Annotated in this window: 14 protein-coding genes and 1 pseudogene; 6 read left to right on the plus strand and 9 right to left on the minus strand. The window is 60.7% G+C overall.

Going from position 1 to position 18889, the window contains the following annotated elements; genetic code table 11:
• Position 1: 1 nt before the first annotated feature.
• The 6 genes and pseudogenes from QE373_RS15905 to QE373_RS15930 all read left to right on the plus strand — a co-directional run bounded on the left by QE373_RS15905 (position 2) and on the right by QE373_RS15930 (position 6035).
• Positions 2 to 733 (plus strand): SDR family oxidoreductase, encoded by a 732-nt coding sequence (locus QE373_RS15905; protein ID WP_309688341.1) that lies wholly within the window; start codon positions 2 to 4, stop codon positions 731 to 733.
• On the plus strand, positions 733 to 1677 hold the full coding sequence (locus QE373_RS15910) for an NAD-dependent epimerase/dehydratase family protein (RefSeq protein WP_309688343.1): 945 nt from the start codon (positions 733 to 735) through the stop codon (positions 1675 to 1677). The genes QE373_RS15905 and QE373_RS15910 overlap by 1 nt, the downstream gene beginning before the upstream one ends.
• A 29-nt stretch (positions 1678 to 1706) precedes the next feature.
• A complete protein-coding gene (locus QE373_RS15915) occupies positions 1707 to 3002 on the plus strand; it encodes an NAD(P)/FAD-dependent oxidoreductase (RefSeq protein ID WP_309688345.1) in 1296 nt (431 codons plus the stop codon).
• Positions 2999 to 3397, plus strand: a complete 399-nt coding sequence (locus QE373_RS15920) for a GtrA family protein (protein ID WP_309688348.1) — start codon at positions 2999 to 3001, stop codon at positions 3395 to 3397. Before QE373_RS15915 ends, QE373_RS15920 begins: the two co-directional genes overlap by 4 nt.
• A 3-nt stretch (positions 3398 to 3400) precedes the next feature.
• Positions 3401 to 4921 carry a glucosyltransferase domain-containing protein gene (locus tag QE373_RS15925; RefSeq protein ID WP_309688351.1) on the plus strand — a complete coding sequence of 507 codons (1521 nt, stop codon included), beginning with the start codon at positions 3401 to 3403 and terminating at the stop codon, positions 4919 to 4921.
• A gap of 162 nt (positions 4922 to 5083) precedes the next feature.
• A pseudogene (locus tag QE373_RS15930) lies at positions 5084 to 6035 on the plus strand (IS5 family transposase).
• A 185-nt stretch (positions 6036 to 6220) separates the two neighbouring features.
• On the opposite strand, the gene QE373_RS18495 reads toward QE373_RS15930, so the two are convergent.
• The 9 genes from QE373_RS18495 to QE373_RS15975 form a co-directional block, all read right to left on the minus strand.
• Positions 6221 to 6907 carry an NAD-dependent epimerase/dehydratase family protein gene (locus QE373_RS18495; protein WP_345784381.1) on the minus strand — a complete coding sequence of 229 codons (687 nt, stop codon included), beginning with the start codon at positions 6905 to 6907 and terminating at the stop codon, positions 6221 to 6223.
• Positions 6904 to 9060: a glycosyltransferase gene (locus QE373_RS15940; protein WP_309688357.1), complete on the minus strand. Its 2157-nt coding sequence runs from the start codon at positions 9058 to 9060 to the stop codon at positions 6904 to 6906. Before QE373_RS15940 ends, QE373_RS18495 begins: the two co-directional genes overlap by 4 nt.
• Positions 9050 to 11488, minus strand: a complete 2439-nt coding sequence (locus QE373_RS15945) for a hypothetical protein (protein ID WP_309688360.1) — start codon at positions 11486 to 11488, stop codon at positions 9050 to 9052. Before QE373_RS15945 ends, QE373_RS15940 begins: the two co-directional genes overlap by 11 nt.
• A 24-nt stretch (positions 11489 to 11512) precedes the next feature.
• Complete coding sequence (locus QE373_RS15950; RefSeq protein WP_309688363.1) at positions 11513 to 13282, minus strand: methyltransferase domain-containing protein; 1770 nt, start codon at positions 13280 to 13282, stop codon at positions 11513 to 11515.
• 22 nt (positions 13283 to 13304) lie between these two features.
• Entirely contained in the window at positions 13305 to 14732 is a 1428-nt protein-coding gene (locus tag QE373_RS15955; protein ID WP_309688365.1) for an ABC transporter ATP-binding protein, read from the minus strand.
• Positions 14722 to 15504 (minus strand): ABC transporter permease, encoded by a 783-nt coding sequence (locus QE373_RS15960; RefSeq protein WP_309688368.1) that lies wholly within the window; start codon positions 15502 to 15504, stop codon positions 14722 to 14724. Before QE373_RS15960 ends, QE373_RS15955 begins: the two co-directional genes overlap by 11 nt.
• Positions 15501 to 16691, minus strand: coding sequence for a cystathionine gamma-synthase (locus tag QE373_RS15965; RefSeq protein WP_309688371.1), 1191 nt, complete (start codon positions 16689 to 16691; stop codon positions 15501 to 15503). The genes QE373_RS15960 and QE373_RS15965 overlap by 4 nt, the downstream gene beginning before the upstream one ends.
• A 126-nt stretch (positions 16692 to 16817) precedes the next feature.
• Positions 16818 to 18188, minus strand: coding sequence for a pyridoxal-phosphate dependent enzyme (locus QE373_RS15970; protein WP_057508382.1), 1371 nt, complete (start codon positions 18186 to 18188; stop codon positions 16818 to 16820).
• A 285-nt stretch (positions 18189 to 18473) separates the two neighbouring features.
• Positions 18474 to 18713, minus strand: a complete 240-nt coding sequence (locus QE373_RS15975) for a YdcH family protein (RefSeq protein WP_309688375.1) — start codon at positions 18711 to 18713, stop codon at positions 18474 to 18476.
• Between the last annotated feature and the right edge of the window lie 176 nt (positions 18714 to 18889).

Here is an 18889-nt window from a genome sequence, read left to right on the forward strand (position 1 = left end):
CATGCAGAAAATACTGATCATCGGCGCCACTTCCGCCATTGCCGAGGCGGTTGCCCGGGTATATGCCGTTCGCGCATCGGCCATTTTCCTGGTCGGCCGCAACGCGGCGCGGTTGGACAACATCGCTGCCGACCTGCGGGTGCGCGGTGCCCACCAGGTGGCTTCGGCCGCGCTGGATGTCAATGACATTTCCATGCACGCGGCGACGTTGGATGCGGCATGGTCCGCCTTTGGCGGCATCGATACCGTGCTCATCGCCCATGGCACGTTGCCGGATCAGGCGGCCTGCGATGCCTCGGTGGAACTGGCCTTGCGCGAGTTCGGCACCAATGGCACATCGACGATCGCACTTGCGGCGGACGTGGCACAGCGCCTGCAGGCCGGAGGCACGCTGGCGGTGATTTCTTCTGTCGCCGGCGACAGAGGACGCGCCAGCAACTACCTGTACGGCAGTGCAAAAGCCGCGGTGAGTACTTACCTGAGCGGCTTGGGACAGCGGCTGCGCCCCAACGGCGTGAATGTGCTGACGATCAAGCCCGGGTTTGTCGACACCCCAATGACCGCTGCCTTCAAGAAGGGCGCACTGTGGGCAACACCTGACAAGGTCGCAGCCGGCATCGCGAAGGCCATCGACAGGCGCCGGCCCGTTGCCTATCTGCCGGGCTTCTGGTGGGCGATCATGATGGTGATCAAGAACATCCCTGAATTCGTCTTTCGCAGGATCAAGCTCTGATGACCGCCAAGAACGCCAAGATCGTCATTACCGGAGCCGCCGGACTGGTCGGGCAGAATCTCATCGTCGAACTCAAGCAGCAGGGCTATTCCCAGCTGGTTGCCATCGACAAGCATGCGCATAACCTGGCCATCCTGCAGGCGCTGCATCCTGACGTGCGCGTGGTCCAGGCCGACCTGGCTGAGCCGGGGCCGTGGGCCTCCGAGTTCGTGGGAGCCCAGTGTGCGGTGCAACTACATGCGCAGATCACTGGAAAGACGACCGATCTATTCGTCCGCAACAACCTGACCGCCACCGCACATGTGCTGGAGGCCACAAAGGCCGCCGCCGTTCCGTACATGGTGCATATCAGTTCGTCGGTGGTGAACTCGGTCGCCGTGGATGACTACACCACGACCAAGCGCGACCAGGAAGCGATGGTGGTCGCAAGCGGCCAGCGCCACTGCGTGCTGCGGCCCACCCTGATGTTCGGCTGGTTCGACCCCAAGCACTTGGGCTGGCTCTCGCGCTTCATGGCCAAGACCCCTGTTTTCCCGATACCCGGCGACGGTCGCTTCATGCGCCAACCCTTGTACGAACGCGACTTCTGCCGCTGTATCGCCAAGTGCATCGAGATCGAGCCGGATGGCACGGTGTTCGACGTCGTGGGCGACACCCGCGTGGATTACGTGGACATCATCAAGACGATCAAGCGAGTCAAGAAGCTGCGCACGTTGATCGTGCACATCCCGATTGGCTTCTTCGCGTTCCTGCTGCGTACCTACTCGATTTTCAGCGCCAAGCCTCCGTTCACGGCGGATCAACTGAAGGCGCTGAGCGCGGGGGATGATTTCACGGGCATCGATACCGAGGCAGTATTCGGCGTACGGCAAACGCCGTTCGAAGACGCGATCCGCGAAAGCTACACCGACCCACGCTACAGCCACATCGTGCTTCAGCGCTGACCTCACTGGAACTGACGGACTATTCTCGAATGAGCAAATTCGCCATCATCGGCAGTGGCCCCATGGGCCTCATGGCAGCGCTGGAGCTGCTGAAGAAAGGCCACCAGGTCGACGTCTATGAGCGCGACGACCGTATCGGCGGCATGTCGGCTGACTTCGATTTCGATGGCCTGCGCATCGAACGTTATTACCACTTCATCTGCAAGACCGACTACCCGTTGTTCAAGCTGCTTGACGAGCTGGCCCTGTCTGATCGCCTGCATTGGACCGATACAAAGATGGGCTACTACTACCAGGGCACGTTGCACAAATGGGGAACACCCTTTGCGTTGCTTGGCTTCCCCCACCTGGGACTGGTCGACAAGATCCGCTACGCCCTGCACGTGATGCACACCAAGGGCATCAAGGACTGGACGGCGCTGGACAAGGAGAATGCGCGCGACTGGATCACGCGCTGGATCGGCCCTAAAGCCTATAAGGTGATGTGGGAGAAGGCATTCGCCCTAAAGTTCTTCGAGTACCAGGACAATCTCTCTGCATCGTGGATCGGGACGCGCATCAAACGCGTGGCGCTGTCGCGGCGCAACCTATTCAATGAGAGCATGGGCTACCTGAAAGGCGGCTCAGCGGTACTCTTGGAGAAAATGGCCGACGAAATCCGGCGCCTTGGCGGGCAAATTTTCCTTGGACAGCCTATCCAGCAGGTGACCTCTGAGGGTAGCCGCGCCACTGGAGTGCGTACTGCAACGGGTGAGCAGGCCTACGACGGCGTTGTCTCTACAACGCCGATCCAATACGTGCCCGCAATGGTCCCCGCGTTGCCTGACGCTTTCTCGGCTGCGGTTGCGGCAATCGAGAACATTCCCGTTGCCTGCGTGATCCTGAAACTCGCACACCCGCTTAGCAAAAACTTCTGGATGAATATCAGCGATGACCGGATATCGATCCCCGGGCTAATTGAGTACAGCAACCTCAATCCCGGCAAGCGTGAGGGTGAGCATATTGTCTACGCCCCGTACTACATGCCAAAGAGCCATCCGAAATGGCAATGGTCCAATCAGCAACTTATCGATGAGGTTATCGGCTACCTGCCCATGATCAATCCCGATTTCAAGGCGGACTGGGTACGGGCAACCCACTGCCATCGGTATGAGTTCGCGCAGACGATATGTCCACCCGGCTTCCAAGACATGCTGCCGTCCATGGCGACGCCGTTGGAAGGCTTCTACATGGCTGACACGGCGTACTACTACCCCGAAGACCGCTCGATCAATGAGAGTATCGACGTAGGCAGAAAGCTGGCGCAGGTCGCAGCGTCCCGATGAAGCATATGCAGATCATTCGATTTCTTGTGGCCGGAGGCATCGCCGCCTGTGCCAACTTCGGATCCCGCATCCTGCTTGGCCTATTCGCACCGTACGTCACCTCCATCGTCATCGCCTACATCATCGGTATGGCGACCGCGTTCACCCTGAATCGCCTGTTCGTGTTCACTAGCGCTGAAAACTCCTTGGGTTCCCAGGCAGGCTGGTTCGTTCTAATTAACGTGGCCGCGATTCTGCAGACCGTGGCCATCAGTCTACTGCTCGCGCGATGGGTGTTCCCCCTGACAGGCTTCCACTACCATCCTGAAACCGCAGCGCATGCAGTGGGGGTGATCGTACCCGTACTCACCAGCTACATCGGCCATAAACACCTCTCGTTTCGCCAGAGGCGCTGACCCATGAATCCGCATCAGAGAAGCGAGCCCATGCGTACACTGCTCTACCTGCCGTCCAGCCCACTGCAACGATTCGGTCTTGTACTGGCTTTTGCGTTTCTTGCCACACTGGCAAGCAAGGGCATGGCCGTGCTGCCCGGCTACGCCGTCGATGATTACGGCGTCAGCAATCTCGATCAGTCTCTGACTTTCTACCTCTCGCAGGGCCGTTATACCCAGGCCTTGCTGCAATGGGCCGCGACGGAGTTGGACATGCGCGTGCCGACCTTCTACTGGCCGTCAACCGTTCTGATCCTGCTCGCCCTGCCACTAGCCGTTGCGTTCGGGGCAACCCGGATTGGCGACGAGCGGACCCCCGTTGCGTGGCAGTGTGTTGGTGCAGCGCTGATCTGTGCTCACCCATATTTCAGCGAATACTTCACTTTCCGCCAGGCCCTGTTCAACGCCAGCGTCTATGTCGTACTTATGGCGGTACATCTATATTACGCCTACCGGATCGACGTCAAACAGCCCCTATTGTGTTCCGCCAATAGGTCGCCGCTGATACTGTCCTCGGCAGCCATGGCATTTGCCCTGGGCGGACATCAGTTGGTCTTCCCGATGACACTTGCCTTCGTTGCGATGTCGCTCATCGTTTCCTGGCGTGACCGACAGCGTCCCTGGATGCCCAACGTTTCCGACCTGAAGCAACTGGCTCCGCTGATTATCGGCGTGGCCTGTTACCTGATTCTTCACGTCGTGATCAAGCAGATCCTTGGGAATGCTGGCGACCCCCGCGGGCAGTTGCTGGACGTTTCGCAGATCCATGAGCGCATTGGCCAGGTATCCGCACTAATACGTCAGATTCTTTGGTCCGACGAACCGCTTTTGTCCGGTGCGGCAAAAGTTCTTTTGATCGTGCCGGCAGGAGCGCTTTTGATTGCAGCAGGATTCAGGGCGCCTTTTTCCACACTGTGGGTATTCGTCGTTACCATTGTGCTGATTGCCATGTCACTTGCACCTGTGGCGCTTTCAGGCACTTGGTGGCCGGTCCCGCGCGCGCTATCGGCATGCGGATTTGTGATCGGGACCACCGCAGTCGCATTGCTCATCCTCGCAGGCAACGGATGGCACGTGCGGATGGCGGCAGCCTGCTTCCTCGGCTCGTCGCTGCTGATGGTGTTGAACAGCGCAGCCATGCTCCAGGAGCAGCACCGGCTCAATCGGTGGGACATGAACAAAGCACAGCTGATCACCTACGATGCGGTCCGCAGATTTGGAGAAGATGCACTGGAGAAACTGCACTTCGTCAACGGAAACTGGACACATGCGAGTCGTCTGCGCACCACTGACGGAGATCTCAACGTCTCCGCACTGAGCGTTCCATGGGCACGTCCTGCGCTGTTGATGGAGGCCTCCGGCGTGCGGGCTCCCTCGACGTGGACCCAGGTAGATCCAGCCACTACCGAGTGCGCACGACGTCGCGCTTGGCCGGCAGAGGATGCAATGTACGAAGCAGCGGACGTAATTTACGTCTGCCTATGAATGGTTTGACCTTCCTCATTCATGCCTTGAGAACGTCACGTTGCAGTGCCTACCCTGCTTGCCATAGGAATGGTCGGAACAAGTCTGCACGAAATCCTATGGTAGCGCCGGCCGCTGGCCGGCAAGCCTGAGGTCCATCAGACACACATTGAAGGAACCTGGATTCAGCTGATATTTGGTGATGCCAAAGGCTTGCGCTAATGCACGAAGAGGCGCCGCGAGCTCTTCCTCAACGAGATCGATCGAGGGTTCCCTGGAAACGACTTTTGGCGCTGATTGAGCCGCACTACCCGATCGCAGGCCGCCGCGGCCGCCAGCCCTATCCGCTGGCGACAATGCTGCGCGTACCACTGCTGCAGCAGTGGTACGCGCTGAGCGACCCGACGATGGAAGAAGCGCTGTATGACACGGCGGTGATGCGCCGATTTGCCGGCATCAACAGCCTGGAGCGCATTCCTGATGAGACGACGGTTCTGGACTTCCGCCGGTCGCTGGAGACTCACGGGCTGGGCGCCAAGATGCTTGAGGCGTTCAATGCGCACCTGCATCATCAAGGCCTGAGCCTGCGTTCGAGCATGATCGTGGATGCCACGATCATTCATACGCCCAGCTCCACCCAGAGGGCTAACAAGGCGCGTGATCCGGAGATGCACCCGACCAGGAAGGGCAGTCAGTGGTGTGACCCGTCCTACGGTAGATTGACACCTTTGGTGTGGATGATCCGGCCGTTGTCAGGGAGGCAAGCACGCCCGATGCATCGCATCCGGCGCTGCATTTTGAGGGATAGGTGCGGGCACTCGGCGTAGTGGTTACACCGGCGCGGAGTCGCGGCACGAGCTTGAGGCTTCACAGCGTCTTTCTTGATCGCCAGGAATCGAGGCAAGGTGGAGGCCATCAGGAACGTCCGAGACCGCCGACAGCACGAGCGCTGAGAGAGCTGCAAAGCGAGCATGTGCGCGAAGATTGAGCATCCCTCCGGGTCATCAAGCGCCAGTTTGGTTACAGCAAGGTGCGCTATCGCGGCTTGGCCAAGAACAGCCCACAGGTGCTAACGCTGTTCGCATTGTCCAACGTATGGATGACCCGTCGGCAACTGGTGCCGGCCCAGGGATAAAGCCGCCTGGAGGCGCCAAACGGCACCTTCAGAATCTGGCTCTCATCAAGATCTGCTGCTTGGGCAAGGCGTGGTGGCCGGTCGGCTCATGATTACAGTACGGTGGTCGATCTGCGCAGATCAACCTGAGATCGGCATGGGAGTTACTAGCAGCTGAAAGGGTTGCAGTGGATGGAAATACGGTGTCAGCCATAGTAATTTTTCAGCAGGCGCGTGAGGTACCCTGGACCCAACTTCACTCCCACTGCCTCTGCCGCTATGGCGCACTCGCTGGTGTCGATCTCCAGCGGCTCGCCACGTCGCACGCAGTGATAGTTCGCCTTGCGACCCATGACACGTTCCATCTCGTGGACGATTGTCAGCATGGCGCTGGACTGCACATCGGCTACCGCGACCACCGAAGAGAACGTTTCCGCGTGCTCGATGATGTGCTCACCGATCATCGCTACATCGGCAACGTCGATCAAATTGCGCTCTGCCAATGTCCAGACATCAAATTGCTCGCCTGATTCGATCCGGGCGTGCAGGAAGTTGGTCAACGTATTTGGATTTCCGCCAAGGCCTACGACCTGTGGCAGGCGGAGCACGAGTCCGCGAGCGTCCTCGCGAACCAGCCGCTCCATGCGCGCCTTGTGTTCAAGGTAGGGTGTACGTCGTTCATGCGGATTACCTACCGCACAACTGCCGAAGTACACGACCCTCCGGAATCTGGTTTCGGACAACGAGCGTGAAAGCAGGAGATGTTCCCTCTCGAACTGCGCCCCATCTTGCTCCGCCGAATTGGAGACGCCGGCCGCTATCACGAGTACATCCTCGTCGTCTTGCCACCTCGGAGCGAACGCAGCGGAAAGGAGTCCGCGGCCAAGGATCACTGGCGGAGCCTCGATTCGGTTTCAGCCATATAGCCCGTTACTTTACGCAGTCGCGCCGTGAAGGCGTCCCACGTGCGCTCGCCGGCCATGCGACGATCCTGCGTGGTAACCCGTCGGGCGACCGCTGATGGATCTGCGGCAAGCGCTTCCAGCTTGGCTGCATATGCTTCGGGGTCATTCACTGCCTCGACAAGGCCGTCGGCTTCGACGAAGTCGATCACCCCCCCTACCGCAGGTGCGACGATCGGCAGGCCTGCCGCCGCGACATCCATGAGGATGGTTGGCATACCCTCCCATGCCGCAGTATGGAGATACGCGGTCTGCGCGGGATGGACGATATCGGCCACTCGCGCGAACTCACCGTGCATGACCACGTTCGGCATCTGTGAAAGCTGCCTCAGTGTCGGGTCCTCCGGCCCCAGAACCGCACGCCCATGGACATCAAAATCCCAGTCCGGCATGACATTCACGATGGCTAGTAGCAGATCCGGACGCTTCTGCCGGTCGAACCGTCCCGCCCACAACGCACGGGGCCGACCCCGCGAAACCTGCGCATCAGGCGAACGCTCCGGAACGGCTGGCCCGTCGTACGGGAAGGGCATCAAGGTGAAAAGCGTTTCCGGCACGCCAAGCTCCGACGACCAGATCAGCGGATAGACACTGTTGTCGCAGAACACAGTCTCCAGGTGCTTCGCGCAGTCGCGCAGATGGTTGCGCGCGTGACCAACCGGGATCATGTCCCTGACGTAATCGTCACAGAACAATGATGCATAAAGGCGCGTCTTCTGCCGCAACGCAAGTCCGCACAGGCCTATTGCCGACCACATGAGTCGCGAGTTGATGTTGTGGACCACTTTCGGCTGCAGTTGTAGAAGTAGACGCGTAAGCAATTGGACCTGTCCATCAAACACCATTTCACCCACTATCCGCCCAAACTCGACCACGCGTATGCCGTCAGGCACACGGTTGGCCCAAGGAGATGCGGCCGGCTCGGTCGTAAGGACCAGAATGTTCTCTGGGTCGATCTGCTCGGCCCATGCGCGCAGATGGTGCAACGCGCCTCGATCTGCCCCACCCGGGACCAGCCAGGGGAGCACCATCACATGGGTGAAGTTTCCGCTGCCGACCAGATTCAGCACCTCCCGGTAGAGCTCACCGGGGCGGGCGACAATCGGTATCCCGTAATGCTGATACTGACGCAGATCCTCATGAGCGCTTAGCAGCATGGGCTCGATATGCGCCAAAGCGAAGGTTTCCTGCTGAAGCCATTCCGGCATCGGTGGCGCTCCGTGCGCAGCCACATCGGCCGCCCGCCCCATGCGGCGCGCGATCCAACCCATGATGCGTCCAATCTCCATGCGCGGGTTCCGCAGCAGCTGACGATAGCTGACTTGCCTGGCAAGCCCTATCAATCGCCGGATCATGGCGCCCCCCCCCAGGTCAAAGAGGCGCGAGGGCGGCATGACGACCTGCATGGCTCGACTGGCTTCGTTCACCGAGCCGCTGAACTTGCGTCGATAGTAGTAGGCAGTTCCCGGCACAATCAGGTGCTCGAAACCGGCCGCGGTGGTTTCACAGTTCCAGTACCAGTCTTCGTACCCGAACCCCGTAGTCGCGGGAAAACAGGGCACGTAGGGTACTTCGTGGAATGCCTCGCGCATCCCGAACACGGCACTGATCCAAGGATTGACGAAGAGCAGGGAGTCACGCGAGTAATACCTTCCGCGCTGATCGACCTGCCAGTTGAACGCGTTATACATGCCGAAACTCACCACGAACTCGGGATGCAGGATTACGCGCCCGTTCTGCGTCCTGGCGAATTCGAGGTGACGCTCCAGATAGTCTCCGCTCACGAGATCGTCGCCATCCAAAGTCGCCAGATAAGTCCCGGTCGCTTTCGCGACACCAGCATTCCGCGCGAGCGCGGAATCACCCGCATGCGACTCCACGATCAGCTCTGTGCCGTCCAAGGCGGGATGCCCCCGGACCACGTCGCGCGTGGCGACGTCTGCATTGTCCAGCACGAGTATGAACTCAATCTTCCATCCAGCAAGGCGGGCGCGTTGCCGTGTCAAGGCATAGCTGCGCAATGTAGCGTGCGCAAGGACCCCTTCCTTGTGGAATGTTATGATGACGCTTAAATCAATGGCCACGCTTGTCTCTCCTGATCCGCCTCTCGGCCAGAGCTATCGTTGATTTCATCACCCATCGAGCGGGTGGCGCGTCCATGCCGGAAGAAATCCGTTCAACGATGCGCATGGGGTCGTCCTGGGCTGCCGGAGCGTCAGACGAGTCCGGCAGCAATTTCGCAAGCTCTGTCACCGCCGCGCGTAACTCAGCCAAGTCCCGCATTCCATTTCTGGACATCTCCGCCAGCGCAGCGTCCGCCTCAATGCGAGCTCGTTCGCTCAATTCAAGGTCCGCAGCATATCTGGCTCGGTCAGTTTCAAATTCTGCACGGTCGGCTGCATGGTTGCGTGAAGCCAGCACGTAAGCCGCGCGAAGCCCCTCGTAAGATGCGTCGATGGCATCGACGCGCTGCGACCACTGCCGGTGCTGTTCTTGCTGCTCTTCATCCTTGATCTCGATCAGGCGCTCATGTTCCTTATGTGCAATTGTATACGCGGCCACTACGCCAGCATACGATTCACGTCCACGGTCAATGTCGTCTGCCGCCCGCTCCAGTTCAGCCTGCGCGCGTGACAGTTGGCCGAACAGCTCGTGGTACTGCGCATCCAGCCAGTCCTTGCCTATCTGCAGCTGCGTCGCCCAATGCCGCGCGGCAGCGCTTTCCAGCTCGGATCTACGAGACCTTTGTGCCATTGAGACATTTGCCAAGGACCACCCCTTGGCAGCGGACCGACCCGGCTCTCCCGTGACCCGCAGCGCTGCCGCCGCACGCCCGGCGTCATCGATCAGCGCTGCCAGCTCAGGCATGCCGAATGTCTCAGGGGCTTCCAAGCTGCCTATGACCTCCGCCCAGTCGGGGAAAGCGGCCATCTGCCGCGCTTCCTCCAATGCACGGATCCAGAAGGCATGCGCGCTCTCGGGATCGCCTTCGGCGTGGCACATCCAGCCTAGTGCCAACGCCGCAGCCACCGTCTTGGTCCCGAGCAGCGGACTGTACCTGCGAACATCCAGAGCAAGGACGTGCGCGAACATCGCTTTCGAAAGGCTTCGCAGTCCCAACCGCTGGTACATCGTAGCCGCTACATAAGCCAGGGACACCTGCCATCTGAAGGCGGTGGGATTGACCGCTTCATGTTGGAGGTAATCATTAACCTGCCCCAACAGCATATCCGCTTCCGCAGTCTCGCCCCGCTCGAACCAGTCATAGCAGAGGACACACAATGCCGCCCCTGCATCGGCACTGGTGGGGGAGGCCTGTTCGAAGGCCTGCCGGGCGAGGCGGCGGCGAACATCCGGATGTTCAATTCTCAGGCCTATCGCAATAATCGACCGCACGATTGCGGGATCATCATAATCACGATCAAATGCGGTTATATTCGGGAGCTTTTCAGCAGGCCGGACAGGTAGCGGGAGGCCGGAAGGGCAGTACGCAACAACGCAGAGCGCAGTTGACCCCGAGGGAATCTCCACGGTGGAATCCGTCAGGTCAAACTCTGCTATCGAACTGCCTGCGAAGGCACCTTGCCACCACGCCCGTTCCGGGATCAAACCAGCCTCGTTCAATGCGTCGCGTGTTCGCTGCAGGAGAGCGGGGTCCGCTGCGGCGGCACCGATTGCGATTGCCATCCGCCCCGTCCGGCGCAGGCGGTGGCAGGCCAGCCGGGCGACCTGCCTGAGCGTCAGGACACTCTGCTGCTCGGCCAGGATGAAATCCACGGGTTGTTGCCTGCCTGGCGCCTCGAAAGGTTCATGCACACCGAAAGCCGAGGGATCTTCGACATCCACGCATGCCGCGCGCGTGCATTGCTCGACAATGCTTGCAGTTGGCGATTCTGGTCGCTGCATCACGAGCGCACGATCCCCGGGTCGCACGAACCTGCCCGCCAGCTCCGCCCATTCCGCGGCTGCCGATTGTTCTGGATTCAAGACCGCAGCGCTTCCGCGGCTGAGGGCCAGCAAGCGATAGCCAAACGCATCGAGCGCGTCGCCGATGCGGCTCGCGAGCAGCTGTCGCGGGTGCTGGCCCCAGCCTGATTGCGCGCCGCGTTGTATCCACTGCTCCCGGACGTTTGCAGGCGCCGTCGTTCTTATGACAGCGAGAACAAGCTCGGGGAGCTGACCCGACCAGAAGGCCGATTGCTCCTTCGGGGCCGGAACATGGACAAGGCAGGCGCGCAGTGCACTACTGCCTTGCATCGCCAGTTCCAAGTTCGGAAATCGGGTCACACCAGGGTGATGCGCGGCCAACCACGCAGTTCCCGTCTCAGCGCCAGCGACGCAGGCATCGACACCTCGCTGAAGCAGACAAGGCATGAGCTGCAGCGGGTCGTCGCCGACGACCGCCAAGCGTGTCGGCCCCATGATCGTGCATACAGCATCGGCCAGCAATTGCCCTACCGCGCCAGCAAGTTCGAGCCCGGGCGCCTCTAGAGCGGGAGGAAGGGGATTCATCGATTCGCTCGCTATATCCTGCGGTCAGCTGGACGCTTTACGCAGTTGCTTCACCTGCTCTGTCAGCTCATGGAACTGTCCATCAAGCCAGCGTCGGGCGATCTCCAGCTCCGCGGTATAGGATTCAAGCTCGGCGATGCGCGAAGTATGCTCCGCATACTTTTCTGCCAGCCATATCTTGGCCTCGACCGTACTGCGAACCGCTGAAGCTGTCATGTTCAGTGGCTCGTCTGCCGTGTCGCCCACGAGAACGGATCGATCGCGCAGATCGTCGTAATGGGACACGGACGACGGCAGTCGCAGGCAGGAAGCTGCCTCGGCATGATTCAGCAGAAGGGAGGTGACCGGTTTTTCCGGATTACCCAGTGCAGCATACGCCAGTGCAATGACGCTTGATGCAATTGGCCTCAGCTGAACATCGTCCAGGGAGGGACGCAGGAAGTCGGCGCAGTTGGTCCATGCAGTGGCAGCACGGTCCTGATGTCCCGCCCGAGCATGCACGATGGCAAGGAGACCAGACGCAAGGCCCGGGGTCAAAGGCAGCGACCGGTCGGCCACCAGCTCCTCCAGGGAAGCAATAGCCGCTTCGGCCTGGCCACTGAGGAGCAACGAACGCGAGATCGCGAGCGCATCGTCTTCGCCCCCGCGTTCAACATCGCCTGATCGACGTGCCAATACCAGCAACCATTCACCGTCGGAGGAGGGCCTTGTCAGCGGATCTATTTCAAGCATTGATCGAAGTGCGAAATGGCGCTTCTGGCCACCGCCGGCATCCTGCAGCCACGCCTTTTCGATAGTGAAGCCATTGCGCTGGAACTGCGCATGCAGGCGCGGCCAATCATAGACATGGAAATGAAATGGGTTCGGGTCCTCTCCAGTGTCATCCGACCAATCATTGGGAACACTGGCGTAGACGCGGCCGCCAGGCGCAAGAACGCGATGGAGCTCACTCAACAGCAAATCCGGTTCTGGAAGATGCTCCAAGGTCTCGACCGATACGGCGAAATCAATAGAACCGTCCGCCAGCGAGGCGAGTTCCTGTGCGTCGCCTACCGAAAAGCGCAACGCTGCATGTGGAGGAGCCGGGAAATTGACCATGGCGTAGCTTGCGGCATAGTCACTGGCATCAATACCCAGCAACGAAGATGCACGCGTCATCCTGGCGAGCTGATAAGTGCCATAGCCCAGCCCGCAAGCAACATCAATCACCCGGTCGCCATCTTTGATGAACTGGCCTGCTTGCGCATACCGCGTCATGTGCGCGTCGGAACGTCGGCCCGCTTCACGCGTCATGTCAGTATGCAGATCACGCTCGGCCACGAGCGCCGCAAGCGGATATCGCTCCAATGCCTCCGGGGGCACGGGCTCGAACGCAAGCATCAAAGGTCCGGTGAGCGTGTCAAGTTCGCCATAAGGAGCGACCATCTCAACCAGCGGGTGCTTGCGCCAGCCTGCCGAGATCCAGACCTTCTCCCAGAAAACGCGGCGTGACGAATCCAAGCCCTGCCCCACGATGATTACACAGACTGGCACACGTCGGCCCTCAAGCCACTTGGGAATGCTGGCAAGAGCGCTGTGTTCATCCTGCTCATCTGCGATGGCAACGACAGCCGACGCAAACTCCCCCTCGACCTGGATGCTCACGCCTGCACCGAGCAGGGCATCTCGCACTCCGTCAATGTCGCCTGACAACCTGACCGTCCCTGGTGGAAGCCAGGAAAGCAAGCGCTCCACGACGAACCGCTGCAGCGCGGGAGCCAGAGTGCGATCTGTCGCTTTCACGGTATCACTCATGCCACTTCCCCTATAGCTCGTTTCAGAGGATCTCGGCATGCATCCGCAGATCGCAGACACCGCCGAAAACGTATTCCTTCTGCCGCATGCCCACCTGGAAGAATGCCGCTTCATCGCGCCAGTGCAACATTCTCTGGGACCCGCCGTAGCGATCAAGCTCTTCCGAGACGGACGCCTGCACTTCATAGAAGTTCATGCCAAGCGCACAGTCAAACCCGAACCGAACCACGAAGGGGATGTCAGCAGGAAACAGCCGATCCCATACGCCTTTGCTGGTTGGCCCGTCGCTCGCCCTTCGTTGCATGTCCTGGTTCAGCGTTCCCCATGAGTACAACTTGACTCCCTCTTTGTTCCGCAGCCGCAGGTTCACGTGGAGCTTTTCAAGATCACGTCGTGGTCGAGCAGTGACTTCGATGATGACAGTGTCCCCCGGCAGGAAGTACGCGCATTCCGCTCCGGTTGCGTCCTTGACGGCTACCGACTCGATGAGGCAGTCAAGATCGCCGAACGAGAGTGTGTCGGAAATCTGTCGATCAGCGGCGGCAGGTTCCTCAGGGAGCTCGTCTTCCAACTCGGACTGCGGGACTGGGGCCAACACTTGCGACTCGATGATCTTCCGAGCGTGCTGGAGATGCTGCGCCGTTACCGATGCGTAATAAGCGCGTTCATCATCATGCAGGTGCTTGCGGTACTCCAACACGACCTCGGAGGACGGCCCGGCACAGCGCACGGATCCGTCCCGCAACAGGACGGCGTGATCTGTCAGCGTTCGTATTGACTCCTGATCGTGTGATACCAGCAAAAGCGTGCAACCGTTGGCACGCAGGGCCTCCATCTGCTGGAAACAGCGCTTCTGAAACAGCGCATCACCTACCGCAAGCGCCTCATCGACAATCAGGATGTCCGGCTCCACCTGGGTCTGCACGGCGAACGCCAAGCGAAGCATCATCCCACTGGAATACGTGCGCACCGGCTGGTCAAGGAAACTGCCGATGTCTGCGAACGCAGCGATGGCATCAAAGCGGTCCATGACCTCTCGCTCGGTCAGACCGAGAATCATGCCGTTGAGTACGACATTCTCACGGCCAGTGAAGTCTGGATTGAATCCGCTTCCGAGCTCCAGCAATGCTGCAATCCGGCCGTTGACCCGTGCGGTCCCCGTGGTAGGCGACAGCGTGCCGGCAATGATCTGCAGCAGAGTCGATTTACCCGACCCGTTACGGCCAATGATGCCTACGGCGTCGCCCCGTTTGACACTGAGGTTGACGTCGCGCAGCGCCCAGAACTCGCGCGCGCGCTGGCTGTTGGCGAGATTTGCAGCAAACCCCCCGGGCAGAAGCCGGCCCAGCCGGGGTAGCAGGGTCTGGGCGAGGCGCTGGGAGGGCTTTTCATAAATATGGAAGACCTTGCTGATCCCAGCCAGGTCGATGACAAGATCATCAGACGACATCTGCGAAAGCCCTCCGGGTACGCTGGAACCACCAATATCCGAGCCACAGGATCGCTCCGGACCAGCACACAGCCCAAAGGTAGGATCCCCAGTCTGGCAAGGTTCCCGCGACGATCAGCGCGCGGATCTGCTCGACGTAGATCGCCAATGGACTCAACCGCATCCACTGACCCACGGTGTCAGGGAAAATGATCGATGGATACAGGACCGGGGTCAGATATTGAAGAATGCGTGCCAACAGGCCAGCCAGCTGGTCGATATCCCTGAAGAAAACCCCCAAAGAAGCGAACAGATATGTCACACCTAGCGTAAGGGCGATCATTGGCACGATCAGGATCGGCAGCAGCACTATCTGCCAATGCAGTCCGAAGCTGCTGAAGACCAAGAAGACCACCAAGGCAACGCAGGCTACGCCAGCGTTGTAAAGGGACGACATGACAACGACCGCCGGGAGCACCTCCAGGGGAAACACCACCTTCTTCACAAGGTTGGGGCTACCAAGCACTGCCGACGGTGCACGCGCCAATGATTCGGCGAAAATGTTGTACACGATTAGTCCGATAAACAGCAGCACCGCGTAATCGGCCTTGCTATGCACTTCAATACCTTTCCATTTCGCATTGAAGATCGCGCTGAAGATGACGGTGTAGATCGCCAGCATGATCAGCGGCACGAGAACGCCCCACAGCGCCCCTAGTACCGAGTCCTTGTACTTCTTCTGGATGTCCCGGCCGGTCAGGCTTAACATCAATTCCAGACGACGCGATTTCATGCAGTCGCGCCCTGCAGCGCCCTCTCAAGATCCACCATAAGATCCCCCAATTCCTCGACCCCGACACTCAACCGGACCAGCCCCTCGCTGATCCCAAGCTTCTCCCTCCGCTCAACCGGAATCGAAGCATGCGTCATCACCGCAGGATGGTTCACCAGGCTCTCCACCCCACCCAGTGACTCGGCCAGGGTAAACAGCTCGGTCCGCTCGCAGAACAATCTAGCCGCCTCGAACCCACCCTTCAGCACGATCGACACGATGCCGCCGTAGCCGTTCATCTGGCGCGTGGCCAGTTCGTGCTGCGGATGGCTCGCCAAACCGGGATAGATGACTTTCTCAACGCCAGGCTGGGTTTCCAGCCACTGCGCCAGCGCCATCGCATTGGCGCAGTGCGCCTTCATGCGCAACGGCAGCGTCTTCAGGCCACGCAGCGCCAGGAAGCTGTCGAACGGGCCCTGCACGGCGCCAATCGAGTTCTGCAGGAAGGCCATCTGTTCGGCCAATCCGGTGTCGTCACCGACCACCACCATGCCGCCGACCATGTCCGAATGGCCGTTGAGGTACTTGGTGGCTGAATGCAGCACCAGGTCTGCACCGAGTTCCAGCGGGCGCTGCAGCATCGGCGAGGCGAAGGTGTTGTCGACCACGATGATCAGCCCGTGCTGCTTGGCGATCGCCGCAACGGCGGCGATGTCGACGATCTTCAGCATCGGGTTGGTCGGCGTTTCGATCCAGACCATCTTCGTGGCCGGGGTGATCGCCGCCTCGAATGCCGCCAGGTCGGTCAGGTCGACGAAGCTGAAATCCAGCCCGGCGGTGCGGCGACGCACACGCTCGAACAGGCGGAACGTGCCGCCGTAGATGTCATCCATCGCCACCACGTGGCTGCCGGCATCCAGCAGTTCCATCACCGTGGAGGTGGCGGCCATGCCGGAGGCGAACGCGAAGCCCCGCGAACCGCCTTCCAGCGACGCCACGCAGCGCTCATAGGCGAAGCGGGTCGGATTGTGGGTACGCGAATACTCGAAGCCCTGGTGCTCGCCCGGGCTGCTCTGCGCATAGGTCGACGTCGCGTAGATCGGCGGCATCACCGCGCCGGTGCTGGGATCCGGCGACTGGCCGCCGTGGATGGCCAGCGTGGCGAGCGACAGGGCGCGCTCGTGGGCCGGCTTTGAAGATTCAGACATATAAGAAGTTCCTGCTGGGCGCCCAAGGCGGTCGCCATTGAAGGGTCGGGAGTCTATCAGCGTGGCCTTAATGACCTTTGACGCGGATAAATGCGGATTCAGAACGTAAAATCTGCGAACGTCGCCCTACTGAACGCGACGACGCAGATAGTTCAGCAGGTCGATGCGGGTGATCAAGCCCAGGAACGTATCGCCGTCCATGATGATCGCCACCTGGCCGCGGTCGAACACCGGCAGCAGCGCCTCGATCGGCGACTTCACGTCCAGCCGGTCCAGCTTGCTGACCATCGCGGTGGAAACGGTGTCGCGGAAGCGCGCTTCATCGCCGTACACGTGCAGCAGCACGTCGCTTTCATCGACGATGCCGACCAGCGTGTCGCCATCGACGACCGGCAGCTGGGACACGTCATACAGTTTCATGCGCTGGTAGGCGGTGGTCAGCAGGTCGTTCGGGCCGATCACCACGGTGTCGCGCTGGCCATACGGCCGCAGGATCAGGTCGCGCAGATCGCCGTGCTGCGGGCGCTCCAGGAAGCCGTTGTCCAGCATCCAGTAATCGTTGTACATCTTGGACAGATACTTGTTGCCGGTGTCGCAGACCAGCACCAGCACCTTCTTCGGCGTGGTCTGTTCCTTGCAGTACTTCAGCGCCGCCGCCAGCAGGGTGCCGGTGGACGAACCGCCCAGGATGCCTTCCTTGCCCAGCAGTTCGCGGGCGGTGTGGAAGCTTTCGGCGTCGGTGATGGCATACGCCTTCTTGACCCGGCTGAAGTCGGAGATCGACGGCAGGAAGTCCTCGCCGATGCCTTCGACCAGCCAGCTGCCGGACTTGTCATTGAGCACGCCGTCGTTGATGTACTCGGCCAGGATCGAGCCGACCGGGTCGGCCAGCACCAGCTCGGTCTTGGGCGACAGCGTGGAGAACGCGCGCGACAGGCCGGTCATGGTGCCCGAGCTGCCGCAGCCGAACACGATCGCATCCAGGTCGCCGCCCATCTGCTCCAGGATTTCCGGGCCGGTGCCGAACTCGTGCGCCGCCGGATTGTCCGGGTTGCCGAACTGGTTGATGAAGTAGGCGCCCGGGATCTGGTCGGCGATGGTCTTGGCCAGGTCCTGGTAGTACTCCGGGTGGCCCTTGGCCACGTCCGAACGGGTCAGGCGCACTTCGGCGCCCATCGCCTTCAGGTTGAAGATCTTTTCCCGGCTCATCTTGTCGGGAACCACGAGCACCAGCTTGTAGCCCTTCTGCTGGGCCACCAGGGCCAGGCCCAGGCCGGTGTTGCCGGCCGTGCCCTCGACCAGCGTCGCGCCCGGCTTGAGGTCGCCGCGCTTTTCCGCCGCCTCGATCATCGACAGGCCGATACGGTCCTTGATCGATCCGCCCGGGTTGGCACTTTCGAGCTTCAGGAACAGCTCGCAGACGCCGGTATCCAGGCGCTGGGCCTTGACGATGGGGGTCTGGCCAATGAGGTCGAGGACGGAAGCATGGATGGGCATTCGGGGGACTTCGATTCGCGCCGCGCAGGGCCGGACATTGGATTATCCGCTGTATGGGCGTGAAGATGGTAGGCCTTGATTGCCAGCCGCTGCACCCATGAACCGTCGAAGCCAAGTGGCGCGGACGACATGGACCGACGAGGAGGTCCACGCCGCCCGCGACAGGGAACGCGGGGTGCAGCAGCCCGGGCACCACGACCTGCGGTGCCCGGGCGGTAGCGGCCTCAGCGGCACGCCAGCAGGGTGGCCATCACTGGCCGGAGCGCCCGACGGGGCGCGGATGCGTCAATGCGAGGGGGAGGAGTGAGATTGCGGGGCGGTCTCGAGCATGCGCAGGAGACGTTGCTTGGCCAGCAGTTTTTCCCGCTTCATCCGGCCCAGGGTGACATCACTCACGGCGAACACGCCGAGTTCGGCATCCATGCACTGGCGATTCAACTTCCGGTGTTCGTCATGCAGGGTCCGGAATTCCGGATCGCGCGCGCGGCGGGCCTCGATCTCGCTCTGGGACTGATCTTCAAACATGATGTACCTCCTTCAGCAGAAACACGAACGCCCCGGCCTGGCGGCACGGGGCGTCTGTCGGGGGAAGAAAGGCACGGTCGGCGCACAAGGCCACGTTCCGTCCGGCGTTCCACACTGGCCCGTGGATGTCTGCCTGTTTCGGTTCGTGCCCAGATTGCATCGGCCCGGCCCTCCCA

Source organism: Stenotrophomonas sp. SORGH_AS_0321 (genome assembly GCF_031453215.1).
In the GTDB taxonomy this organism is placed as follows: domain Bacteria; phylum Pseudomonadota; class Gammaproteobacteria; order Xanthomonadales; family Xanthomonadaceae; genus Stenotrophomonas; species Stenotrophomonas chelatiphaga.

What these genes read in the sequence shown, in the direction of transcription:
- QE373_RS15955 (WP_309688365.1), bottom strand. Translation starts at nt 14,732, where the DNA reads ATGTCGTCTGATGATCTTGTCATCGACCTGGCTGGGATCAGCAAGGTC.
- QE373_RS15975 (WP_309688375.1), bottom strand. Translation starts at nt 18,713, where the DNA reads ATGTTTGAAGATCAGTCCCAGAGCGAGATCGAGGCCCGCCGCGCGCGC.
- QE373_RS15945 (WP_309688360.1), bottom strand. Translation starts at nt 11,488, where the DNA reads ATGAATCCCCTTCCTCCCGCTCTAGAGGCGCCCGGGCTCGAACTTGCT.
- QE373_RS15905 (WP_309688341.1), top strand. Translation starts at nt 2, where the DNA reads ATGCAGAAAATACTGATCATCGGCGCCACTTCCGCCATTGCCGAGGCG.
- QE373_RS15910 (WP_309688343.1), top strand. Translation starts at nt 733, where the DNA reads ATGACCGCCAAGAACGCCAAGATCGTCATTACCGGAGCCGCCGGACTG.
- QE373_RS15925 (WP_309688351.1), top strand. Translation starts at nt 3,401, where the DNA reads ATGAATCCGCATCAGAGAAGCGAGCCCATGCGTACACTGCTCTACCTG.
- QE373_RS15965 (WP_309688371.1), bottom strand. Translation starts at nt 16,691, where the DNA reads ATGTCTGAATCTTCAAAGCCGGCCCACGAGCGCGCCCTGTCGCTCGCC.
- QE373_RS15920 (WP_309688348.1), top strand. Translation starts at nt 2,999, where the DNA reads ATGAAGCATATGCAGATCATTCGATTTCTTGTGGCCGGAGGCATCGCC.
- QE373_RS15960 (WP_309688368.1), bottom strand. Translation starts at nt 15,504, where the DNA reads ATGAAATCGCGTCGTCTGGAATTGATGTTAAGCCTGACCGGCCGGGAC.
- QE373_RS15970 (WP_057508382.1), bottom strand. Translation starts at nt 18,188, where the DNA reads ATGCCCATCCATGCTTCCGTCCTCGACCTCATTGGCCAGACCCCCATC.
- QE373_RS15950 (WP_309688363.1), bottom strand. Translation starts at nt 13,282, where the DNA reads ATGAGTGATACCGTGAAAGCGACAGATCGCACTCTGGCTCCCGCGCTG.
- QE373_RS15915 (WP_309688345.1), top strand. Translation starts at nt 1,707, where the DNA reads ATGAGCAAATTCGCCATCATCGGCAGTGGCCCCATGGGCCTCATGGCA.